Origin of the sequence: Caproiciproducens galactitolivorans, from assembly GCF_004768785.1 — a bacterium.
Lineage (GTDB): Bacteria > Bacillota > Clostridia > Oscillospirales > Acutalibacteraceae > Caproiciproducens > Caproiciproducens galactitolivorans.
In genome coordinates, this window is record NZ_SRMQ01000003.1 from 170301 (window position 1) to 187847 (window position 17547).

Annotated in this window: 10 protein-coding genes and 1 tRNA gene; 5 read left to right on the forward strand and 6 right to left on the reverse strand. The window is 50.4% G+C overall.

Features of this window, described 5'->3' with window-relative positions; translation table 11 throughout:
• Positions 1 to 27: 27 nt before the first annotated feature.
• Both CAGA_RS05245 and CAGA_RS05250 read right to left on the reverse strand, forming a co-directional pair.
• The gene (locus tag CAGA_RS05245) at positions 28 to 834 is read right to left on the reverse strand and encodes an ABC transporter permease (RefSeq protein ID WP_135658529.1); all 807 of its coding nucleotides are present in this window, start codon (positions 832 to 834) and stop codon (positions 28 to 30) included.
• Positions 728 to 1591, reverse strand: a complete 864-nt coding sequence (locus tag CAGA_RS05250) for an ABC transporter ATP-binding protein (RefSeq protein WP_135658531.1) — start codon at positions 1589 to 1591, stop codon at positions 728 to 730. The genes CAGA_RS05245 and CAGA_RS05250 overlap by 107 nt, the downstream gene beginning before the upstream one ends.
• A gap of 484 nt (positions 1592 to 2075) precedes the next feature.
• Between CAGA_RS05250 and CAGA_RS12915 the strand changes: the two genes are divergently transcribed.
• The 3 genes from CAGA_RS12915 (at position 2076) to CAGA_RS05260 (ending at position 5331) form a co-directional block, all read left to right on the forward strand.
• A complete protein-coding gene (locus tag CAGA_RS12915) occupies positions 2076 to 2210 on the forward strand; it encodes a hypothetical protein (RefSeq protein ID WP_277668661.1) in 135 nt (44 codons plus the stop codon).
• Positions 2211 to 2357: 147 nt separating this feature from the next.
• The gene (eno, locus tag CAGA_RS05255) at positions 2358 to 3650 is read left to right on the forward strand and encodes a phosphopyruvate hydratase (RefSeq protein ID WP_135658533.1); all 1293 of its coding nucleotides are present in this window, start codon (positions 2358 to 2360) and stop codon (positions 3648 to 3650) included.
• Between the two features lie 412 nt (positions 3651 to 4062).
• A complete protein-coding gene (locus tag CAGA_RS05260; RefSeq protein WP_167875165.1) occupies positions 4063 to 5331 on the forward strand; it encodes a methyl-accepting chemotaxis protein in 1269 nt (422 codons plus the stop codon).
• A 281-nt stretch (positions 5332 to 5612) separates the two neighbouring features.
• On the opposite strand, the gene CAGA_RS05265 is transcribed toward CAGA_RS05260, so the two are convergent.
• Positions 5613 to 5689 (reverse strand) — tRNA-Arg (locus CAGA_RS05265).
• 894 nt (positions 5690 to 6583) lie between these two features.
• Between CAGA_RS05265 and CAGA_RS05270 the strand changes: the two genes are divergently transcribed.
• A complete protein-coding gene (locus CAGA_RS05270) occupies positions 6584 to 9331 on the forward strand; it encodes an autotransporter outer membrane beta-barrel domain-containing protein (protein WP_135658537.1) in 2748 nt (915 codons plus the stop codon).
• Positions 9332 to 9893: 562 nt separating this feature from the next.
• Here the strand turns inward: CAGA_RS05270 and CAGA_RS05275 are convergent.
• Positions 9894 to 11969 carry a methyl-accepting chemotaxis protein gene (locus CAGA_RS05275; RefSeq protein WP_135658539.1) on the reverse strand — a complete coding sequence of 692 codons (2076 nt, stop codon included), beginning with the start codon at positions 11967 to 11969 and terminating at the stop codon, positions 9894 to 9896.
• 314 nt (positions 11970 to 12283) lie between these two features.
• Here CAGA_RS05275 and CAGA_RS05280 point away from each other — a divergent pair, with 314 nt between their 5' ends.
• Complete coding sequence (locus CAGA_RS05280) at positions 12284 to 12886, forward strand: ECF transporter S component (RefSeq protein WP_135658541.1); 603 nt, start codon at positions 12284 to 12286, stop codon at positions 12884 to 12886.
• On the opposite strand, the gene CAGA_RS05285 is transcribed toward CAGA_RS05280, so the two are convergent.
• A complete protein-coding gene (locus CAGA_RS05285) occupies positions 12834 to 14747 on the reverse strand; it encodes a glycoside hydrolase family 13 protein (protein ID WP_135658543.1) in 1914 nt (637 codons plus the stop codon). The two genes, CAGA_RS05280 and CAGA_RS05285, sit on opposite strands and share 53 nt — an antisense overlap.
• Before the next feature lie 99 nt (positions 14748 to 14846).
• Positions 14847 to 17285 carry a glycogen/starch/alpha-glucan phosphorylase gene (locus CAGA_RS05290; protein WP_135658545.1) on the reverse strand — a complete coding sequence of 813 codons (2439 nt, stop codon included), beginning with the start codon at positions 17283 to 17285 and terminating at the stop codon, positions 14847 to 14849.
• Positions 17286 to 17547: the final 262 nt, after the last annotated feature.

Sequence of the window (17547 nt, forward strand, 5' to 3'; positions counted from 1 at the left end):
CCCCTTTCTGAAAGGAAGTTTCCCGTTTTAGTGTCCGTACCATTTTAAAACCAGCTTTTGCAGGAGCGCCACTGCCTCGTACATCAGCGCGGCAACGATGGAAAGAATGATGACGCTGGCCATGACGAGATCCAGCTTGAAAACCTGCCCGCCGTACACAATCAGATACCCCAGCCCCGCCTTGGAAACAAGGAATTCCCCCGCGATCACGCCGACCAGCGACAGCCCGATATTGATCTTCAGGGAATTGAACAGGGTGGAAATATTGTAGGGGAAGACGATTTTTGTAAAGATCTGCCGTTTGTTCGCGCCGAACGTGGCGGCCATGCGGATATATTCCCGGTTGGTGCCGCGGAAGCCGTTGAGCATTTCCAGTACGGTGACGATCAGCGAAATGGCGAGCGCCATAAACACAATGGCCCGGGTGCCGGCGCCCACAAGAACGATGATTACAGGGCCGAGCGCGATTTTCGGCAGGCTGTTCAGCACCACCAGATACGGTTCGCTTACCTTGGAGATAAAGCTGCTCCACCACAGGATGACCGCCAGCAGGGTTCCGAACACAACGCCCAGCAGGAATCCCGCCAGCGTTTCGTAAACCGTAATGCCGACATGCATGAACAGGTCGTTCTGCGCCATGGCGAGGAAGGTGTTCCAGATGCGGGAGGGCTGGCTTAAAATAAAGCTGTCGATCAGCCCGAACCGGGCGGAAAGCTCCCAGATGACGTTAAATACGACCAAAATTCCGATCCTGCACAAGTGGATCTGCCATTTCCTGCGTGTCTTCTTTTTCAGGTATTGAATTCGTTCCGGAGAGGCCGGTATTGGTTTCATTGGATGACAGCTCTTTCCATATATGATCGAAGTATGTTCTGAATTTTGGATTGTTTCTGCAATTCAGCGGCGTACGGTTCGGGTCTTCAAAATCAATATCCAGTATTTCTTGAACAACGGCGGGGCGGGCGCTCAGAATCACTATCCGGTCGCCCATGCTGATGCTTTCGGGGATGTCATGGGTTACCATCACCGTTGTGATCTTTTCCTTTTTCAAAATTCGGTAAACGTCTTCGGTAACGGTCAGGCGCGTCTGGTAATCCAGCGCGGAAAAGGCTTCGTCCAGCAGCAGAATGTCGGGGCTAATCGCCAGCGTGCGGATCAGCGCCGCCCTTTGCCGCATTCCGCCCGAAAGCTGGGCGGGGGATTTGTCGCGGAACTCATACAGGCCGTAATTTTTCAAAAGGTTTACCGCCCGCTCTTTGGTTTCCGGCGTAAGCATTTTCCGCACCTCCAGGCCGAACAGCACGTTTTTGTAAATCGTGCGCCAGTCTAGAAGGTTGTCGCGCTGGAGCATGTAACCGATATGCGGCGAAGTTCCCGAGATTTTCTCCCCGTTTACGAACACTTCCCCTGCCGTTGGCTTCATCAGCCCGGCGATAATGGAAAGCAGGGTGGATTTCCCGCAGCCGCTCGGCCCCACGATGCTGACGAATTGCCCCTTTTGAACGGAAAAGCTGATATTTTTCAGCGCGATGGTTTCCCCGTTGTCCGATTGATACGTTTCCATAATATCCCGCACTTCCAGCACGTCCATCGCAGCACCCCCTCGCTTTTTTCGGTTCCATTGTCCGGCGGCAGGCTTTCAGAGAATTCCCTGCAATTATAAAATATGTTCAAAACTGCGTTTTGTGAGGAGATAAAATTTTAAAGCCGCAGATTCGGGCGGCAATCCCCCGTGCCCGGAAATCCCCGAATACCCTTTCGATACACGCTTGCCATGTGGTTTCATCAGTGCTCCCCGCCGGAAACAAAGGGCTAAAGGAAACCCGCGCGCAGGTTCAGCCTGCCGCAGGGAAAATGGAATTGAAACCGGCAATTTAAAAATAGAAAAGTTTTTGTTGCAAATTCTTTTCTTTATTGTCTTTTTATATTGTCGAATAACAGAAAAAGGCTATACTTATCCGTACGTTTCGCCGCTACGGGCTGCAGCGCATACAGTAGGGAAAAGGCCGGGGGTGCGGATGATTCCGTAGCGCCTGTTTCCGGGCCGGTTATTAATGTTGATGGGAAAGAGGAGTATGCGCAGCTTACGAAAGCAAAGAGCGAGTTTCAGAAGGGCGACGGGGCTGGCGCCCTATGCGATCCAAATTATAGACGGCGGGTTGAACCAGAATAAGCTTCCCATTATCGTAGTAAGGATGGCGGGCGGCTGACCAGAATGGAGTTCCGGCCCTCGGACAAGGCTTTAGGAATACAGGAAACGGGGTGGGAGTATAAACAATTGTTATTCGGAAATATTTATTACCAGAGTTTTTTTGTTAAGGCAGAAAAGGACAAAAAAGAAAAGAGGGAGTGTTCATATGAAATCAGGTACGATTGCGTTAATCCGGGCAAGGGAGATTTTGGATTCCCGGGCCAACCCCACGGTGGAAGCGGAGGTCATACTGGAAAACGGTACGGTCGGTACCGCCGCGGTTCCCTCCGGTGCTTCGACCGGCGCCTTTGAAGCGGTTGAGCTGCGCGACAACGACAAAAACCGCTATATGGGAAAAGGTGTGCAGAATGCCGTAGAAAATATCAATACGGAAATCCATCAGTGCCTCAAGGGCATAGATGTTTCCAGACAGGCGGAAATTGACCATCTAATGCAAGAACTGGACGGTACGCCAAACAAGGCAAGGCTGGGCGCAAACGCACTTCTGGCGGTCTCGCTGGCCTGCGCGAAAGCCGCCGCCCGGAACTACGGCCTTCCGCTCTATAAATACGTGGGCGGGTGCGACGCGCGCATCCTTCCCGTTCCGATGATGAATATTCTGAACGGCGGCGTTCATGCCTCCAATAACGTTGATATTCAGGAATTTATGATTATGCCGGTGGGCGCGCCCACCTTTGCGGAGGCGCTGCGCTGGTGCGCTGAGGTATTCCACAGCCTGAAAAATGTCCTCGGCAGACGTGGCTTTTCCACGGCGGTTGGCGACGAGGGCGGTTTTGCCCCGAATCTGAACGATGACGAAGAAGCGCTGAAAGCGATTATGGAAGCGGTTGAAAAGGCCGGATACCGCCCCGGCGAGCAGTTTAAAATCGCGATGGACCCCGCTTCCAGCGAGTGGTACCAGAAGGACGGAACGTATTTGCTGCCGAAGAAAAACAAAAAGATGACTTCGGAGGAACTGATCGCGTATTGGGAGGGGCTGGCTACCCGGTATCCGATTATTTCTTTGGAGGACAGCCTTGCCGAAGAGGACTGGGACGGCTGGAAAACCCTGACCGGGCGGCTGGGCAGCAAAATCCAGTTGGTGGGCGACGACCTGTTTGTTACGAATACCCAGCGGCTGAAAAAGGGAATTATCACCGGGACGGGGAACTCCATCTTGATTAAGCTGAACCAGATCGGCACCCTGACAGAAACGCTGGAAGCCATCCGCACGGCACAGCGGGCTGGCTATACGGCGGTGGTTTCGCACCGTTCCGGCGAAACGGAGGATACCACCATTGCGGACCTGTCTGTCGCCATGAACGCGGGACAGATCAAAACGGGCGCGCCCTCCCGCAGCGAACGGGTGGCCAAATACAACCGTCTGCTCCGGATTGAAAGGGATCTCGGCCGCACAGCGGTCTATCCGCGAATGAAAGCGTTCTATAATCTTAAATAATCATAAAAATATTAAAAGAGAAAACCTGCGAACCGGATACAACCGGCATCTGCGGTTTTTTTCGGGTGAAATCGGTTTTGGGGCCGCGCAAATCCGGTTCCTGCCTTTTGTCTTTTATCCTGCCAAACGCCGCCCGGTTCAGCGGCCCCATTGGTATGCAAAGTGATTTTTGCCCTGCCAGCCAGCGCGAAGCGCGGAATGAAAGAAGAATTTCTTTTCGGAAAAATAGCCGGATCTTTTTTCATTAAAAGCAGAAAACAAATACCTGATTTAACCAATTTTCGGTTTTATTTTGCTTCTTTTTCAAAATTTTGACCTTCAAACTTATTATAATGTGACTGGATATTGTAATAGGCTAAACTTGCAGCAAACATTTTAGAAAGGAAGGAAAAATGCATCGATGTTAAAGAACATGAAACTGAGAAGGAAATTGTTGATTGCTTTTCTTACCGTGACGATAATTTCCAGCATTGGAAGCGTATACAGTATCTTCCAGACGAAGAGGCTCGGCCAGTCGGCACAGATGATGGATCCGTCAAATTTGAAACTAGCGATTATTATCCAGGGTGCTACGTTGTTTGTTTCCTTTATTGTATCCGTGCTGCTTGCCTTGTATTTGTCTAAGGAAATGGGCAAACGGATTAATGAGGTAACGAACGCGGCGAAGAGAATGGCGGATGGGGATTTAAGCGTAACGATTTCCGACCACTCTGAGGATGAAATCGGCCAGCTTGGCACCGCTTTGCAAGAAACCAACGCATATCTGAAGGCGTACATAACGGACTTAAGCGGGAATCTTGAGAAACTAGCGCAGGGGGATCTTCGCATGAAGCGCACCGTTGAATTTAAGGGCGATTTTCTTCCGCTTCAAGATGCGATGGTTCGGATTGTCTATTCGCTAAACGATATGCTTACCCGGCTTCGGGAGGTTGCGGAACAGGTTTCCGGGGGTTCCGACCAGGTGTCCACAAGCGCACAGGCATTGGCGCAGGGGGCTACCGAGCAGGCTAGCTCCATTGAGGAGCTTTCCTCAACAATTACGGAAATATCGGAAAACGTAAAGTTGAATGCGGACCATGCCGTAACCGCGAGCCAAAATGTAGGCAATGTGACGGCGGAACTGGAAAACAGCAACCGGCATATGCAGGAAATGCTGGGGGCCATGAGTAAGATCAGCAGTTCTTCCAACGAAATCAGCAAGATTATCAAAACCATTGAGGACATTGCTTTCCAAACCAATATTCTGGCGTTAAACGCTGCCGTGGAAGCCGCAAGAGCGGGCACGGCCGGGAAAGGCTTCTCTGTTGTGGCGGATGAAGTCAGAAACCTGGCGAGCAAAAGTGCGGACGCGGCAAAGGAGACAACCAGACTTATCCAGCACTCCATTGAAGAGGTGCAAAGCGGGATGAAGATTGCCGACAACACCGCGGAAGCGCTGCAAAAAGTTGTGAAGGAAACGGAGGAAGCGGCGGATAAGGTCGAGAAGATCGCACAGATTTCCGAGCAGCAGGCAAGCTCGATTAACCAGATCACCATGAGCATCGACCAGATTTCCAGTGTGATTCAGACCAATTCGGCAACCTCGGAAGAATGTGCAGCGGCGAGCGAAGAACTTTCCGGTCAGGCAGAAACCATGAAAGAACTGGCCCAAAGGTTCAAATTGAGGAATGAAATAGTATAAAAGAAAACAAGAAGCAGGCCGGATTTTCCGGGCTGCTTCTATTGCATGGTGCAGAGCAAAGCAGATTAAAACCCCGCACGCCTGCCGCCGAACTTGCGCAACTATGGTGTCCAAATCAGGCGCGCAAGAGGAAGATTTCATTGCAATTATGGGCATACGGATTTTAAAGTCGATATCGACAGCTATATTTTCCAGCGTTTTTGATAAGCATTTAGAAATAAAGCAAAAACCGCATTAGGAAGCCAGAAATGGCTATCTAATGCGGTTTTTCAAATTTTTTCTGGCGCGCTCGGAGGGACTCGAACCCGCGACCTCTTGATTCGTAGTCAAGCACTCTATCCAGCTGAGCTACGAGCGCAATTTTCGCTGTCACAATTGACAGCTTAACTATTATATTCGATATGTTCGAAAAAGTCAAGCTTTTTTCTTGGGATCGCGGCTGTTTTACAGAATTTTCTGCATTTTTTGCCTTGGCGTCTGAAAAGTACAAATAAAAACGCGGTTGGCACATCCCGGCTGGAAATCGGGAATATATTTATTTTATTGCATAAAAGGAATTTGTCAACAGCAGGTTGTAAATACAATCATCTCGTTTCCGGCTAAAAGGTTTGGCAGGAAAGATTTTATAATTCCTTTGGAAGTATTTTACGAATGCTTTCCCGGCCAGATTCAGATTTTTCTAAATAAATAATATTATTTTGTATATTTATCCAATAAGAAATTAAAAAATTATTTGGAAAAAATCTTTCTAAAATATGGTAAAATTATATAGAAATTACTGGAAATAGTACAGTATATTATTGACACAACACAAAAATATTATATAATGAGCACAGCACAAAGTGGAATAATTTGTTGGATTTTTTTAATAAAATTTGCAGAAAGAGGTATCGTTATACATTTATGCCAAAAGGGAACATACGGTCCCGTAAAAATGCATTATAGGATTTTTATATCGGTTATGCTCAATGGCAGGATACCGGCGCTGCAGCTTTTTGTCCGGTTGAGATTTATTTCGTAAGCAGGGTCAAACCGCCGCGGTGTACAGGGCGCGGTATGGATTTTGGGTGTGCGTCTTGTTCTAGCTATTCGAATCTGTGCAAGCTTTGTTAACGCCTATGGCGAGTATGTATGTTTTCATTCTCATAGCACATGCAAATACGTACAACTAACCATTTAAGGGACAAAAAGGTTTAAAATCCGCAGAAAAGTTATTTCACGGTGCTTATTTTAATTAAGGAGGACAAACAGGATGAAAAAAATCACAGGAAAAGTTGTTTCGCTTGTGCTTGCGTTAGCGCTTGTCGTTTCCAGCTTTTCAGTCAGCTTCGCTCAAGCGTCCACCAAGACGATGTCCGGAGTGATCACCGACACGAACGAAGATGCGATTTATCTCGTTAACGGCGGTGCGGTAACCACAGCGAACCTCACAGATTTTCTGCTTAGCAGAGGCAGCAATTTTAAATTTGAGACAGTCGATCACCATACTGTTACAGACGAGAAAATCAACGCAATTTCTCATATATCGGGTGATAAGCTTGTTTCATTAAGTGTGAACAGTTCTACGGATGTAGCTACGCTCAAACTGAAGAGTAGCTCCGCTTCCGGTAAGGAAGTTATTTCTGTTCTTTACGAAGGCAGCTATACCGACGAAGACGGCAATGACTATACGGTTAAGGCGAGACGCGACCTGACGGTATATGTTTATGACAAGGATCAGATCGTATACGGCGAGTATGATCCCAATTATGCCACAAAGGATTCCGGTACAGGCTTCGATGATTTCGAAACATTTGCGCAGACCGCCAACAGCACGAAGACCCTTGGTATCTACAGGGTAGTGCCGGCCGCCACTTCTGCTTTAGCTACATACCTTCCGGCAGACTTAACGACGGCAACCTCCGGAATCACGGACAAGAATGCTTACAGCTTCAGCATTACCGGCACGGATGTTCATGTTTCGGTAGTCAACGCAACTTCTACATTCACACAGTTCCCGGTAGCTACGATCGGTAAAAGTTTTGAGATTGACAAGTATACAAAGGACGCTTCCACCGGCAATGTAACTGTTACCGTTAAGAAGCTTGTTGCAAGTGGTTCAACCTACAAAGCTTCTACTGATTCTGACGATAAGTATACTCTGAAAACAAAGATTGAAAAGAAATGCGACGTTGCAACCGTTTTACCGGGCAGTACTACATTCTCCATCTCCAAGACAGACGGCAAGAGTGTTCTGACAGGCGACGCAACTTCTGCTTCTGCAGTTGTAACAGATTGCGAAGTCGTATTCCCGGCCGGCACCACCAGCGTTTCCGTCAATGAAAACACCAATGTAAAGAAGATTTCCGGCACAGTCGGCACTCTTACAATTGGCGATGCGAACGTTGGCTCCATTGATATTGACAATGGTACCGTAAACGTAACAGACGGTAAAGTCGGCAACATTACAACCGACGGTGCACCCGTTGCCGCAGGCGACGATTCTGTTCTGGTCAGTGGCGGTAAGGTTGGCAACATCGATGTAACGGATGTGGATAATGACACAGACAGCAACGTAACGGTTAACGCCGGTACAGTCGGAACCATCGATGCGGACGGCACCGTAACGGTTGCTGCAACAGATGCGGACACTCCTGTTGTTACAGGCAAGATTACTGCCCCGACGATTTCCCTGTTCTCCGATGAAGCGAAAGTTACGGTTGCTGGCGTTAAGGCAAGTGCCGACGGTACCATCACCTTCCTGGGCAATGATACGAATGTCAGCGCAATTGACTTTGATTACCGCGAAACTACATTGAACCTCGGCGACGAAGACAATGCCTTCACAGGCAAAATCCCGGCTCCGACCAATGCGGAAAACGGCAAAATTGATACAACAAACGAAGACACCAATGCAACCGTCAGCGGCACGGTAAAGATCGATACCATTTCTTTGGATTCCGATACCAATCTTGCTTTTGACGGCGCTGTAACAGCTGAGACAATTGAAGGCGACGGTGCAATGAAGATTGCTGCCGGCAAGCTGTATGTTTCCAGCAGCGCTTCCGGCGTTACCCTGAAGCTTTCCGACAAAACGCTCGTTCCCGGCACAGTAGTATTCAAGGCGGATGCCGACGCGGTTGACGTTGACAGCTTCGATACCTACGGCTTTACTCTTACAAAGAGCGCAGGCTCTGCGGTTGATACCTTTAAGATTGATGCCCTTTCCTTCGCGGGTATCGCAATCAACAAGGATGCCTCCAGCATTGCGAAGGGCTATTCCGAAACATTCACAGCTTCCGCTTATCCGGGCGGCACATCCCTCCCGAGCGGCTGCACAATCCAGTGGACGCTTGACGGCGGCAGCAGCGATGTCTTTACATTAACTTCTTCCGGCAATACCGCAACGGTTAAGGTAAACAGCATTGATTCTACCTTTGCATCCGAGAACAAAACCACATTGACTGCAACCCTTTATGATGAAGATGGGTATGAGCTCGACGATTACGCGCCGGCGAAGTGCGAAATCACAGCGATTGAGGTTCCGGAGGCTGTTTCCGACACAAATGCGGACATGTCCATTTCTAAGGGCGCAAGCTATCAGATGAAAGTCACTTCCGCAACGGTTCCGGTTGTTACAGCCGGCACAGGCGGCGTCGTTTCCATCGCGCTTGTTTCCAAAAATGGCAATGACTACTTCTACAAGTTTACTGCAAATGGCTCCGTAGGTGCTGCTACCGGCATTTACCTCAACGGAAAGAAGATCTTTGTTGCTACTGTAAAAGCGCCTGCTTTCACAAGTGATACAACAATGAACCTGACCGTTAAGGGCGCTTATCAGTTCCAAATTACGTCTGCGGAAGCTCCGACTGTCTGTGTTGGATCCGCTGCCTTTAAGCTGAATCTCGTTTCCAAAAACGGCAACAATTATTTCTACAAGATTACATCCGATAGCGCAAAAGGCACACAGGCTGGAATTTATGTAAACGGCACCAGGATTTTCGTTGCTACTGTTGGTTAAGATGCGTAACCAATAAGCACAGCGGAATGTAAATTACGTTCTTTCCTACTTCTATAAAATAGTTCGTTGTATTTGCGTGGCGGCGACCCGGGCAAAAGCCCGGGTCGTTGTTTTTTTTCATAGGGCATGCCCGCTCCGACCCTGTCCCTTCTATGGAAGGCTGTAGCCCTTTAAAACATAGCAGGCGAAGAGCGGTCACGATAGCTGGTCTTGTTGGCACGCAGAAAAAGGGGAACGGCTGCACGCGAATCCGTATCCATGGGCAGGTTTCTTGTTCTTCCTGTGGATGAGCGGGTTTGCAGGACGGTTTTGAGGGAGCCTGCAAGCTTCACGTGACAGCCGTTCCATCGTTATATACGCAGGGAAGATCGGTTTCTTTGCGATTTTCTGCCGGGATAGAAGAAGTACGCAGCGGAAATTCCCGCTGCGTACTTCCATAAAGGATGGGGATTTGCTGCCTTATAAGGAACGCCCCTTCGCCCTTGGGAGGGTTTGAATTTGCGAAGAAAAGGGGGTCAACCGGCAGCCAAAAAGTTATGAGAAGGTCTTGTAGGCAATAGGATCAGTATTTCTCCGCGATGTCGTTTACCGGCAGCGGATTGCCTGCCGCGGGAGTATCGCCGGCGGCGGGTTTCAGCTTGAACTTCGAAACAAGGGATTTCAGCGACTGCGCTTGTCCGTTCAGTTCTTCGCTGGAAGCCGCGCTCTCTTCCGAAGTAGCGGAATTGGTCTGAACAACCGCAGAAATCTGATCGATTCCCGTAGTTACTTCGCCGATGGAAACAGATTGGTCTCTCGATGCTTTCGAGATTTCGTCAACCAGTTGAACGGACTTGGACGCGCTTTCATAAATTGCGGTCAGAGCCTGTGCGGTTTCATCCGCAATTTTTGTGCCCTTTTGTACGGAATTTACGGTATTCTCAATTAAAACGGTTGTATTTTCTGCGGCCTCTGCACTCTTGCTGGCAAGATTTCTTACCTCGTCTGCGACGACGGCGAAGCCCTTCCCCGCAGAGCCTGCGCGCGCCGCTTCTACCGCAGCGTTCAGCGCGAGAATATTTGTCTGGAAGGCGATATCCTGAATTGTTTTAATAATTTTGCTGATTTCATTGGAAGATCTGCTCATTTCCGCCATGGCTTCCATAAGGCTCTGCATATGCTCGTTTCCGCGCTGCAATTCGGCGGCGGCTTCGCTGGAAATACGGCTTGCGTTGGCTGCGTTGTCCGCAGTTTGCCGAACCTGATTCGAAATTTCGGTGATCGAAGCGGACAGTTGCTGAATGGAGCTGGCCTGCTCCGTCGCGCCCTGTGCAAGAGCCTGCGCGGCGCTTGCTACCTGGTCGGAGCCGCTTGCCACCTGCTCTGCGGAGCTGGTGATGCTTTCAAAGGTTTTTACAAGGGTGAATTTGATGTTTTCTAGCGAGGTCTTGATTTTGGAAAATTCGCCAACGTAATCACAGCGAAGTTCGAAAACTAGGTTTCCAACGGCAATTTGATCCAAAACCGCGGATACCTCGTCAATATATTGAATGTATTGCTTCAGCCGGTCGACGGTTCTGGAAATCGCGTCTGCCACCATGCTGGTTTCGTCGGAAGATTGAATATTGACTTCTACGTCCAGATTGCCGTCCGCGATTTCGCTCGCTGCGACGGTAAGCTTTTTAAGCGGCGTAACAATGCTTTTCGAAACCAGCGCGAGAATCGCAACCAACAAAAGAAGGGCGGCGATAAAGATGATGAATACGGAAGTCTGCGCCGCGTCGTAGGAGGATTGGAACTCTTTTTCGGGCAGTCCGGTCGCGATAGTCCAGCCTGTGTCGCCTACGGGCGATACGTACCCGTAATTCGTGCTGTTCATAGCCGTGTATGTAATCGCGCCCGCTGTTTTGTTCTGAATCGCGGTAATGATGTTTTTGGACATTCCGGATTCCGAAACATTCTTATTCATAAGATTCTTGTCCGGATGGTAAATCAATTGGCCTGCACCTGTGGTCAGAATATAGAACCCGGTGTTTCCGAGCTTGTAGCCCTGCACCATGGAATACAAATGGTCGAGGCTGATATTTAGGGCGGCGACTCCGATTAGGTTTTTCGTTCCCTGCTGATACACCGGCGCGACGACGCTCACAATCAAAGTGTTCCCTGCAGCTTCCTGGTAGGGTTCGGTAAGGATTACAGTCGACTTTTTAAGCATTTCCTTGTACCACGACCGCTCCGTAATCTTCCAGTCGGCGGCGGAAACGGCCCCGTCGGAGCGGATAAACTGGCTGGAATCAAGGTCTGCAATCCAGGAAACGACAATATTGTCCGGGTCGGACTTCTGCACATTGTCCAAGCTGCGCTTGATCACGGGAAAGTTTTCCACCGAAGAAAGAGGGTTGCCCGGAGCTGTCTTGAGAAAAGCGTCCTCTAACTGGGCGTTTGCGGCCATCTGTCGGGCAACTTCAATGTATTTTGAGAAATAATTGTTTACCTGGTATGAAGCCGCTTGGGATTGCGCGGTGAGCTGTTTGTTTGTCAGGTCGGTGACCGACTGCTTTACACTATTTAAAACGATGGCATCCGTTATACAAAAAATAATGGCTGCCGGAATAGCGATGAATACCAGCATCTTTCGCAGTAAGCTTTTTTTCTTCATCTTCCAACGTTCCTCTCTTTTTTCGATCCGATCCGATTTGAATCTAGCAATTTCTTGGAATTTCTTGCTTTTTACAGTTATCGTCTGATTTTATAAAAACATTAGTATAGAAAACAGGAAGATGAATTATTTTTAATAAAAAAACAAGAATTGCTTTATGAAATTTGACAAAGCCTTTTTAATTGGGTAGCGAAAAAAAGAAAATATTTTTTTGGAATATTTATGTCCGCAAAGTATGGAAATTTTCCCAAAATGTGTTAAAATAATGTCAAAGTAGATCGGAGAAACTGATCTTGGAACAGGAGGATTTCATTATGACTGCAATTGCGCAAAAACGTTTTTCAACAAAAACGCTTACGGTTACCGCCGTAATGGTCGCGCTGACCTTGATTTTGGCGTTCACTCCTATCGGAATGATCCGCCTGCCGCTGGTCAGCATCACCATAGCGCACGTTCCAGCTATTATTGCCGCGCTGGTGCTGGGGCTTTCCGAAGGCTTCGTCGTGGCGCTGACATTCGGCTTTTCCAGCCTTTTTCTGGCAATTAGTGCGCCGGGCTCCATACTGGATCCGTTTTTTGTGAACCCCCTAATATCGGTGCTGCCCAGAGCGCTGATTCCGGTAACAGCGTACTTTACGTATAAGGGGCTGCACAAGGCGTTGAAAAACCTGCGTCAAGGGGAAAACATCGCCATCATCGTCGCGGCGGCGGTCGGGAACCTTACCAACACGTTCGGCGTTTATTTCATGCTGTACATAATTTATGCCCAGCAGATTTTCGAAAAATCAGGACAACCCGCGCTGAGCCTGATTATTACGGCGATTTCAACGACGACGCTTTACAAAACGATCGGCATAATTCTGATTACATTACCGGTTGTGAAGGCTCTTCAGCGCTTTCAGCGTTCTGGTCGGTGACCGGTTTTTCTTTCAGACGCAGGAGGGTGCAGCTTTCCGGTTCCAGAAAAAGCGCGTTGTTTGTGTCGGGCGCCGGGCCGATTAACGGCTCCGCGTACCGCCATTCGTATGGTACGGAGATACTGCGGCCTTCCGTGCCCGCGTTTAGTGCGCAGAGGAGGCTGTCGTTTTCGTCCTTCCGGATATACGCAAGGCAGTGGTCAATGGAAACGAGCGGATGGAAGGAGCCTTCCTTTAAGCAGGAGCAGGCACCGCGGATTGCGCCGAGTTTCCGGTACCATTCGATCAGCTCCGTTTCCTCGTTGCCCCACGGGTAGCACGCGCGGTTGAACGGGTCGCGGTAGCCCTCCATCCCGGCTTCATCGCCGTAATAAATGCAGGGTACGCCGGGCAGGGTGAACTGCATCAAAGAAGCAAGGCGCATCATCCGGAGCCCGCGCTTGCGGCGCTCCTTGGAAAGGTGGGTGGCGCTCTGCCAGCGGCGCCCGTGCCCGCCCAGCGGTTCGCCCGCAAGAACGGTTAGCGCGCGTTCGGTGTCATGGGTGCCGATATGGTTCATCAAAAGCCGGATTACCTGCGGTGGGTAGTTTTCCAGCACCGTCAGAATAATTTCCATCATATCGGCGGGGTTTGCGCCCGTAAGGAAACCGAGAATCGCGTTTCGGAATGGGTAATTCATGACGCTGTCAAGCTGATTGCCCCAGAAATACCGGCGCCTTTTCCCGTACGCCATTTTATTGGAGGCGTCTTCCCAGACTTCGCCCAGAATCAACGCGTTGTTGTCGCGGGTTTTTACCGCGATGCGCAGCCGCTCAATAAACGCGTCGGGAAGCTCATCGGCAACGTCCAGCCGCCAGCCGGTCGCGCCCAAATTAAGCCATTTTTTAACAATGCCGTCGCGACCGTTGATGTACTCATTGTACTGCGGGTTCAGTTCGTTCACGCTCGGCAACGTGACGAAATTCCACCAGCATTCGTACTGGTCGGGCCAACTGTGGAAGGTGTACCACGGAAAATAGGGCGAATTTTTGGAATTGTACGCGCCTTTTTCCGCGTAGCGGTTATGCCGGTTAAAATAAACGCTGTCGCTTCCGGTGTGATTGAAAACGCCGTCCAGAATCACGCGGATTCCCATTCGGCGCGCAGCGGTGCAAAGGCGCGAAAAATCTTTCTCGTCCCCCAAAAGCGGGTCGATTTTGGAGTAGTCTGCGGTATCGTAACGGTGGTTGGAATGCGATTCAAAAATCGGATTCAGGTAGATGCAGGTTACACCGAGGGATTTCAGGTAGCCGAGCTTTTCCTCGATCCCGCAAAGGTCGCCGCCGAAATAATCGCTGTTTGTGATTTTTCCGTCTTCGTCCGGCTCCCAGTCGGGCGTTTCGTTCCAGTTTTCGTGCAGTTTGCGGTCGGCGGGCACGCCGGTTTTCGGTTTGTCCGAACGGGCGAAGCGGTCAGGGAAAATCTGGTACATAATGCCGCCGGCAAGCCAGTCGGGGGTCTTGAAGTTCCGGTCGTAAACGGAAAGCTGCCACACGCGGGCGGACTCTTGAAGAATCCCTTCGCCGCCGAAGCCGCGCGTCATTTTCAGCGTTCCGCGCCAGGTGTCCACGCTGAACCAATAGAAATACAGCCCAGGCTCACTAGGGCAGAAATGGCATTCCCACCATTCGTAATTGTCGCCGTTCATTCCGCACCAGAACATGCCGAGGACCTGTTCCCCGCCGGTCTGGTCGTTCCGCACAATCAGGCGCGCAGCGCTGCAATGCAGGTCGCGGGGCATAGTGATTTTAAAATGAACAGGAATCCCGTTTTGAACCGCCCCGGTGGGGCAGCGGTATACCGGATTACGGGAATTAAACATGAAAATTCCTCCAAGCGAATCAAAAGGGCGGGCCAAAACCCGCCCTTTTTAGAATACCCATTTTTTGAGAATGTCATACCGGCCGTCTGCGGAACAGGTTTACTTCCGAGCAGAGGAGTGTTTTGCGGCCCCTTTCTCCGGTACGGGCTCGGCGTTCCAGATTTGGCTGGCGTATTCCCGTATTGCGCGGTCGGCGGCGAAGCGCCCCGCGTTTGCAGTATTGATCAGGCACATGCGGCTCCAGGTGCACCGGTCACCGTAAAGGGTTTCCGCTTTTTTCTGCGCCCGCGCGTAGGAATCAAAGTCGGCGAGTACCATGTAGGGGTCGATGTTCAGAAGCGAATCGGCGATATCGCTGAAGGATACGCCCGAAAAGCCCCCGTTGAGCGCGTCTACCGCTTTCCGGATAACCGGATTGCTGTTAAAGAACGTGCGGGGATTGTAATTGCGCTTTAATGCCTCTACCTCCGGAGTAGTCATGCCGAACAGGATGATGTTGTCGTCCCCGACGGAGTCATGGATTTCCACATTCGCGCCGTCGAGCGTGCCGATGGTTACCGCACCGTTAATCATGAATTTCATATTGCTTGTTCCGGAGGCCTCGGTTCCCGCAAGGGAAATCTGCTCGCTCAGGTCGGCGGCGGGAATCATCAACTCGGCGAGGGATACGCGGTAATCCTCTAGAAAGATTACCTTCATTTTCTTGTTGACCAGCGGGTCGTTGTTAATGGTATTGCCAAGGTTGACAATGAAGCGGATCATCTGCTTTGCGAAGTAGTAGCCCGGTGCTGCCTTTGCGCCGAAAATATAGGTGTGCGGGGTGAAATCCTCGCCCGGGTTCTCCCGCAGGCGCTGGTAAACGGAAAGGATGTGCAGTGCGTTAAGGTGCTGGCGCTTGTATTCGTGCATGCGCTTGACCTGCATATCGAAAATCGAATCCGGGTCCAGCGAAAGATTCAGTTCCTTTTTTACATAATTGGAAAGGCGGACCTTGTTTCCGCGCTTGATCTCCGCCATCTTTTTCAAAACAGCGGCGTCGTCCTGGAATTTTTTCAGCTTTTCAAGCTCCTGCGCGTTGTGGATATAGCCGTCCCCGATCAGGTCGGTAATCAGCGCCGCGAGCGACGGGTTCGCCTGATTCAGCCAGCGGCGGTGCGCAATGCCGTTTGTCACATTGGTGAACTTTTCCGGAAGCTCGGTGTAAAAATCGTGGAAAACCCGGTCTTTTAAGATGTCGCTGTGAAGCTGGGAAACGCCGTTCACGCTGTGACAGCTTGCCACGGCGAGGTTCGCCATTTTCACATAGCCGTCGTTCAGCGGCGCCATGCGGCCCACCTTGTAGCCGTCCACGCCGCGCTCGTGCATTTGGGCGCAGAAGCGGCGGTTGATTTCCTCAATGATCTGGTAAATACGGGGCAGGCGCGATTTGAACAGCTCGACGTTCCAGCATTCGAGCGCTTCGTTCATCACCGTATGGTTGGTGTAGGCGATTGTCCGGGTTACAATATCCCAGGCCGCGTCCCAGCCGTAGCCGCATTCGTCCAGCATAATGCGCATCATTTCTGGAATGGCCAGTACGGGGTGCGTGTCATTCAGATGGATGGCGACTAAATCCGGCAGGTTGTCAAGCGTGCTGTACCGGAACAGGTGGCGGCGGATGATGTCCTGTATGGTTGCGGAAACCAGGAAATACTGCTGGGAAAGCCGCAGGCTCTTGCCTTCCAAATGGTTATCCTCAGGGTAGAGAACCTTCGTGATGACTTCCGCCATGGCGTTCTGTTCCATGGCGCGCAGATAATTGCCGGAGTTGAACAGCTTCATGTCAAATTCGGGGGAGCATGCCGCCCAGACGCGCAGGCGGCTGATGCCGCGCCCGTCCATGCCAGACACATACATGTCGTACGGCACGGCGAGAACCTTTGTGTAATCCTTGTGGTTAACCACATGGTACTGGTTGTACCAGTATTCCTCAATATGTCCGTTGAAGTGGACTTCCACGCTCTTTTCCGGAACGGCCTGCATCCAGATTTTCCCGCCGGGTAGCCAGAAATCCGGCAGCTCGGTCTGCCACCCGTCCACCAGCTTTTGGCGGAAGATGCCGTATTCATAGCGGAGCGAATAGCCTGTCGCGGGGTAGCCCTGCGTGGCAAGGCCGTCCAGGAAGCAGGCGGCAAGCCTGCCAAGGCCACCGTTGCCAAGGCCCGCGTCCGGCTCCTGGTCGTAAAGCGCGTCAAGCTTCAGTCCCATTTCACTCAGAGCGGTGCGGTAGTCTTCCTCAATGCCGAGGTTGTAAAGATTGTTCCGCAGGGAACGGCCAAGGAGAAATTCCATGCAGAGGTAATAGATCTGTTTGGCGTGGCTTTTTTCGGCTTGTGCCATAAACTCGCTGCGTCCCCTTGCCATCAGGTCACGGACGGTCAGCGCAACGGCTTTGTAGCATTGTTCGTCTGTCGCATTTTCAAGGCTTACGCCGAAAACACGGTCCAATGTGGTTTCGATTGTTTCTTTAATCTTGCCGATCGGCTGCTTGTAGTTCATAAACCGTCCTCCAAAGGCGGGATAGCACCGTGTATTACGATGCCCCGAATATCAATATATTATCTTGAATATTATCTTGACCTGTTTTCATTCGGAAAATGCAATTCATCAAGTTGTGTATATTATATACCAATAATCCTTTATTTTCAAGAATAATAGGCGGTTGTCACCCTTTTCTTTAAAAACGGCCGTTTTTAAAGGCTGAGCGCAGTTTTCGGGATTTTAAGATAAAAAAGGATTCCACTTTTTATTACCATGTATT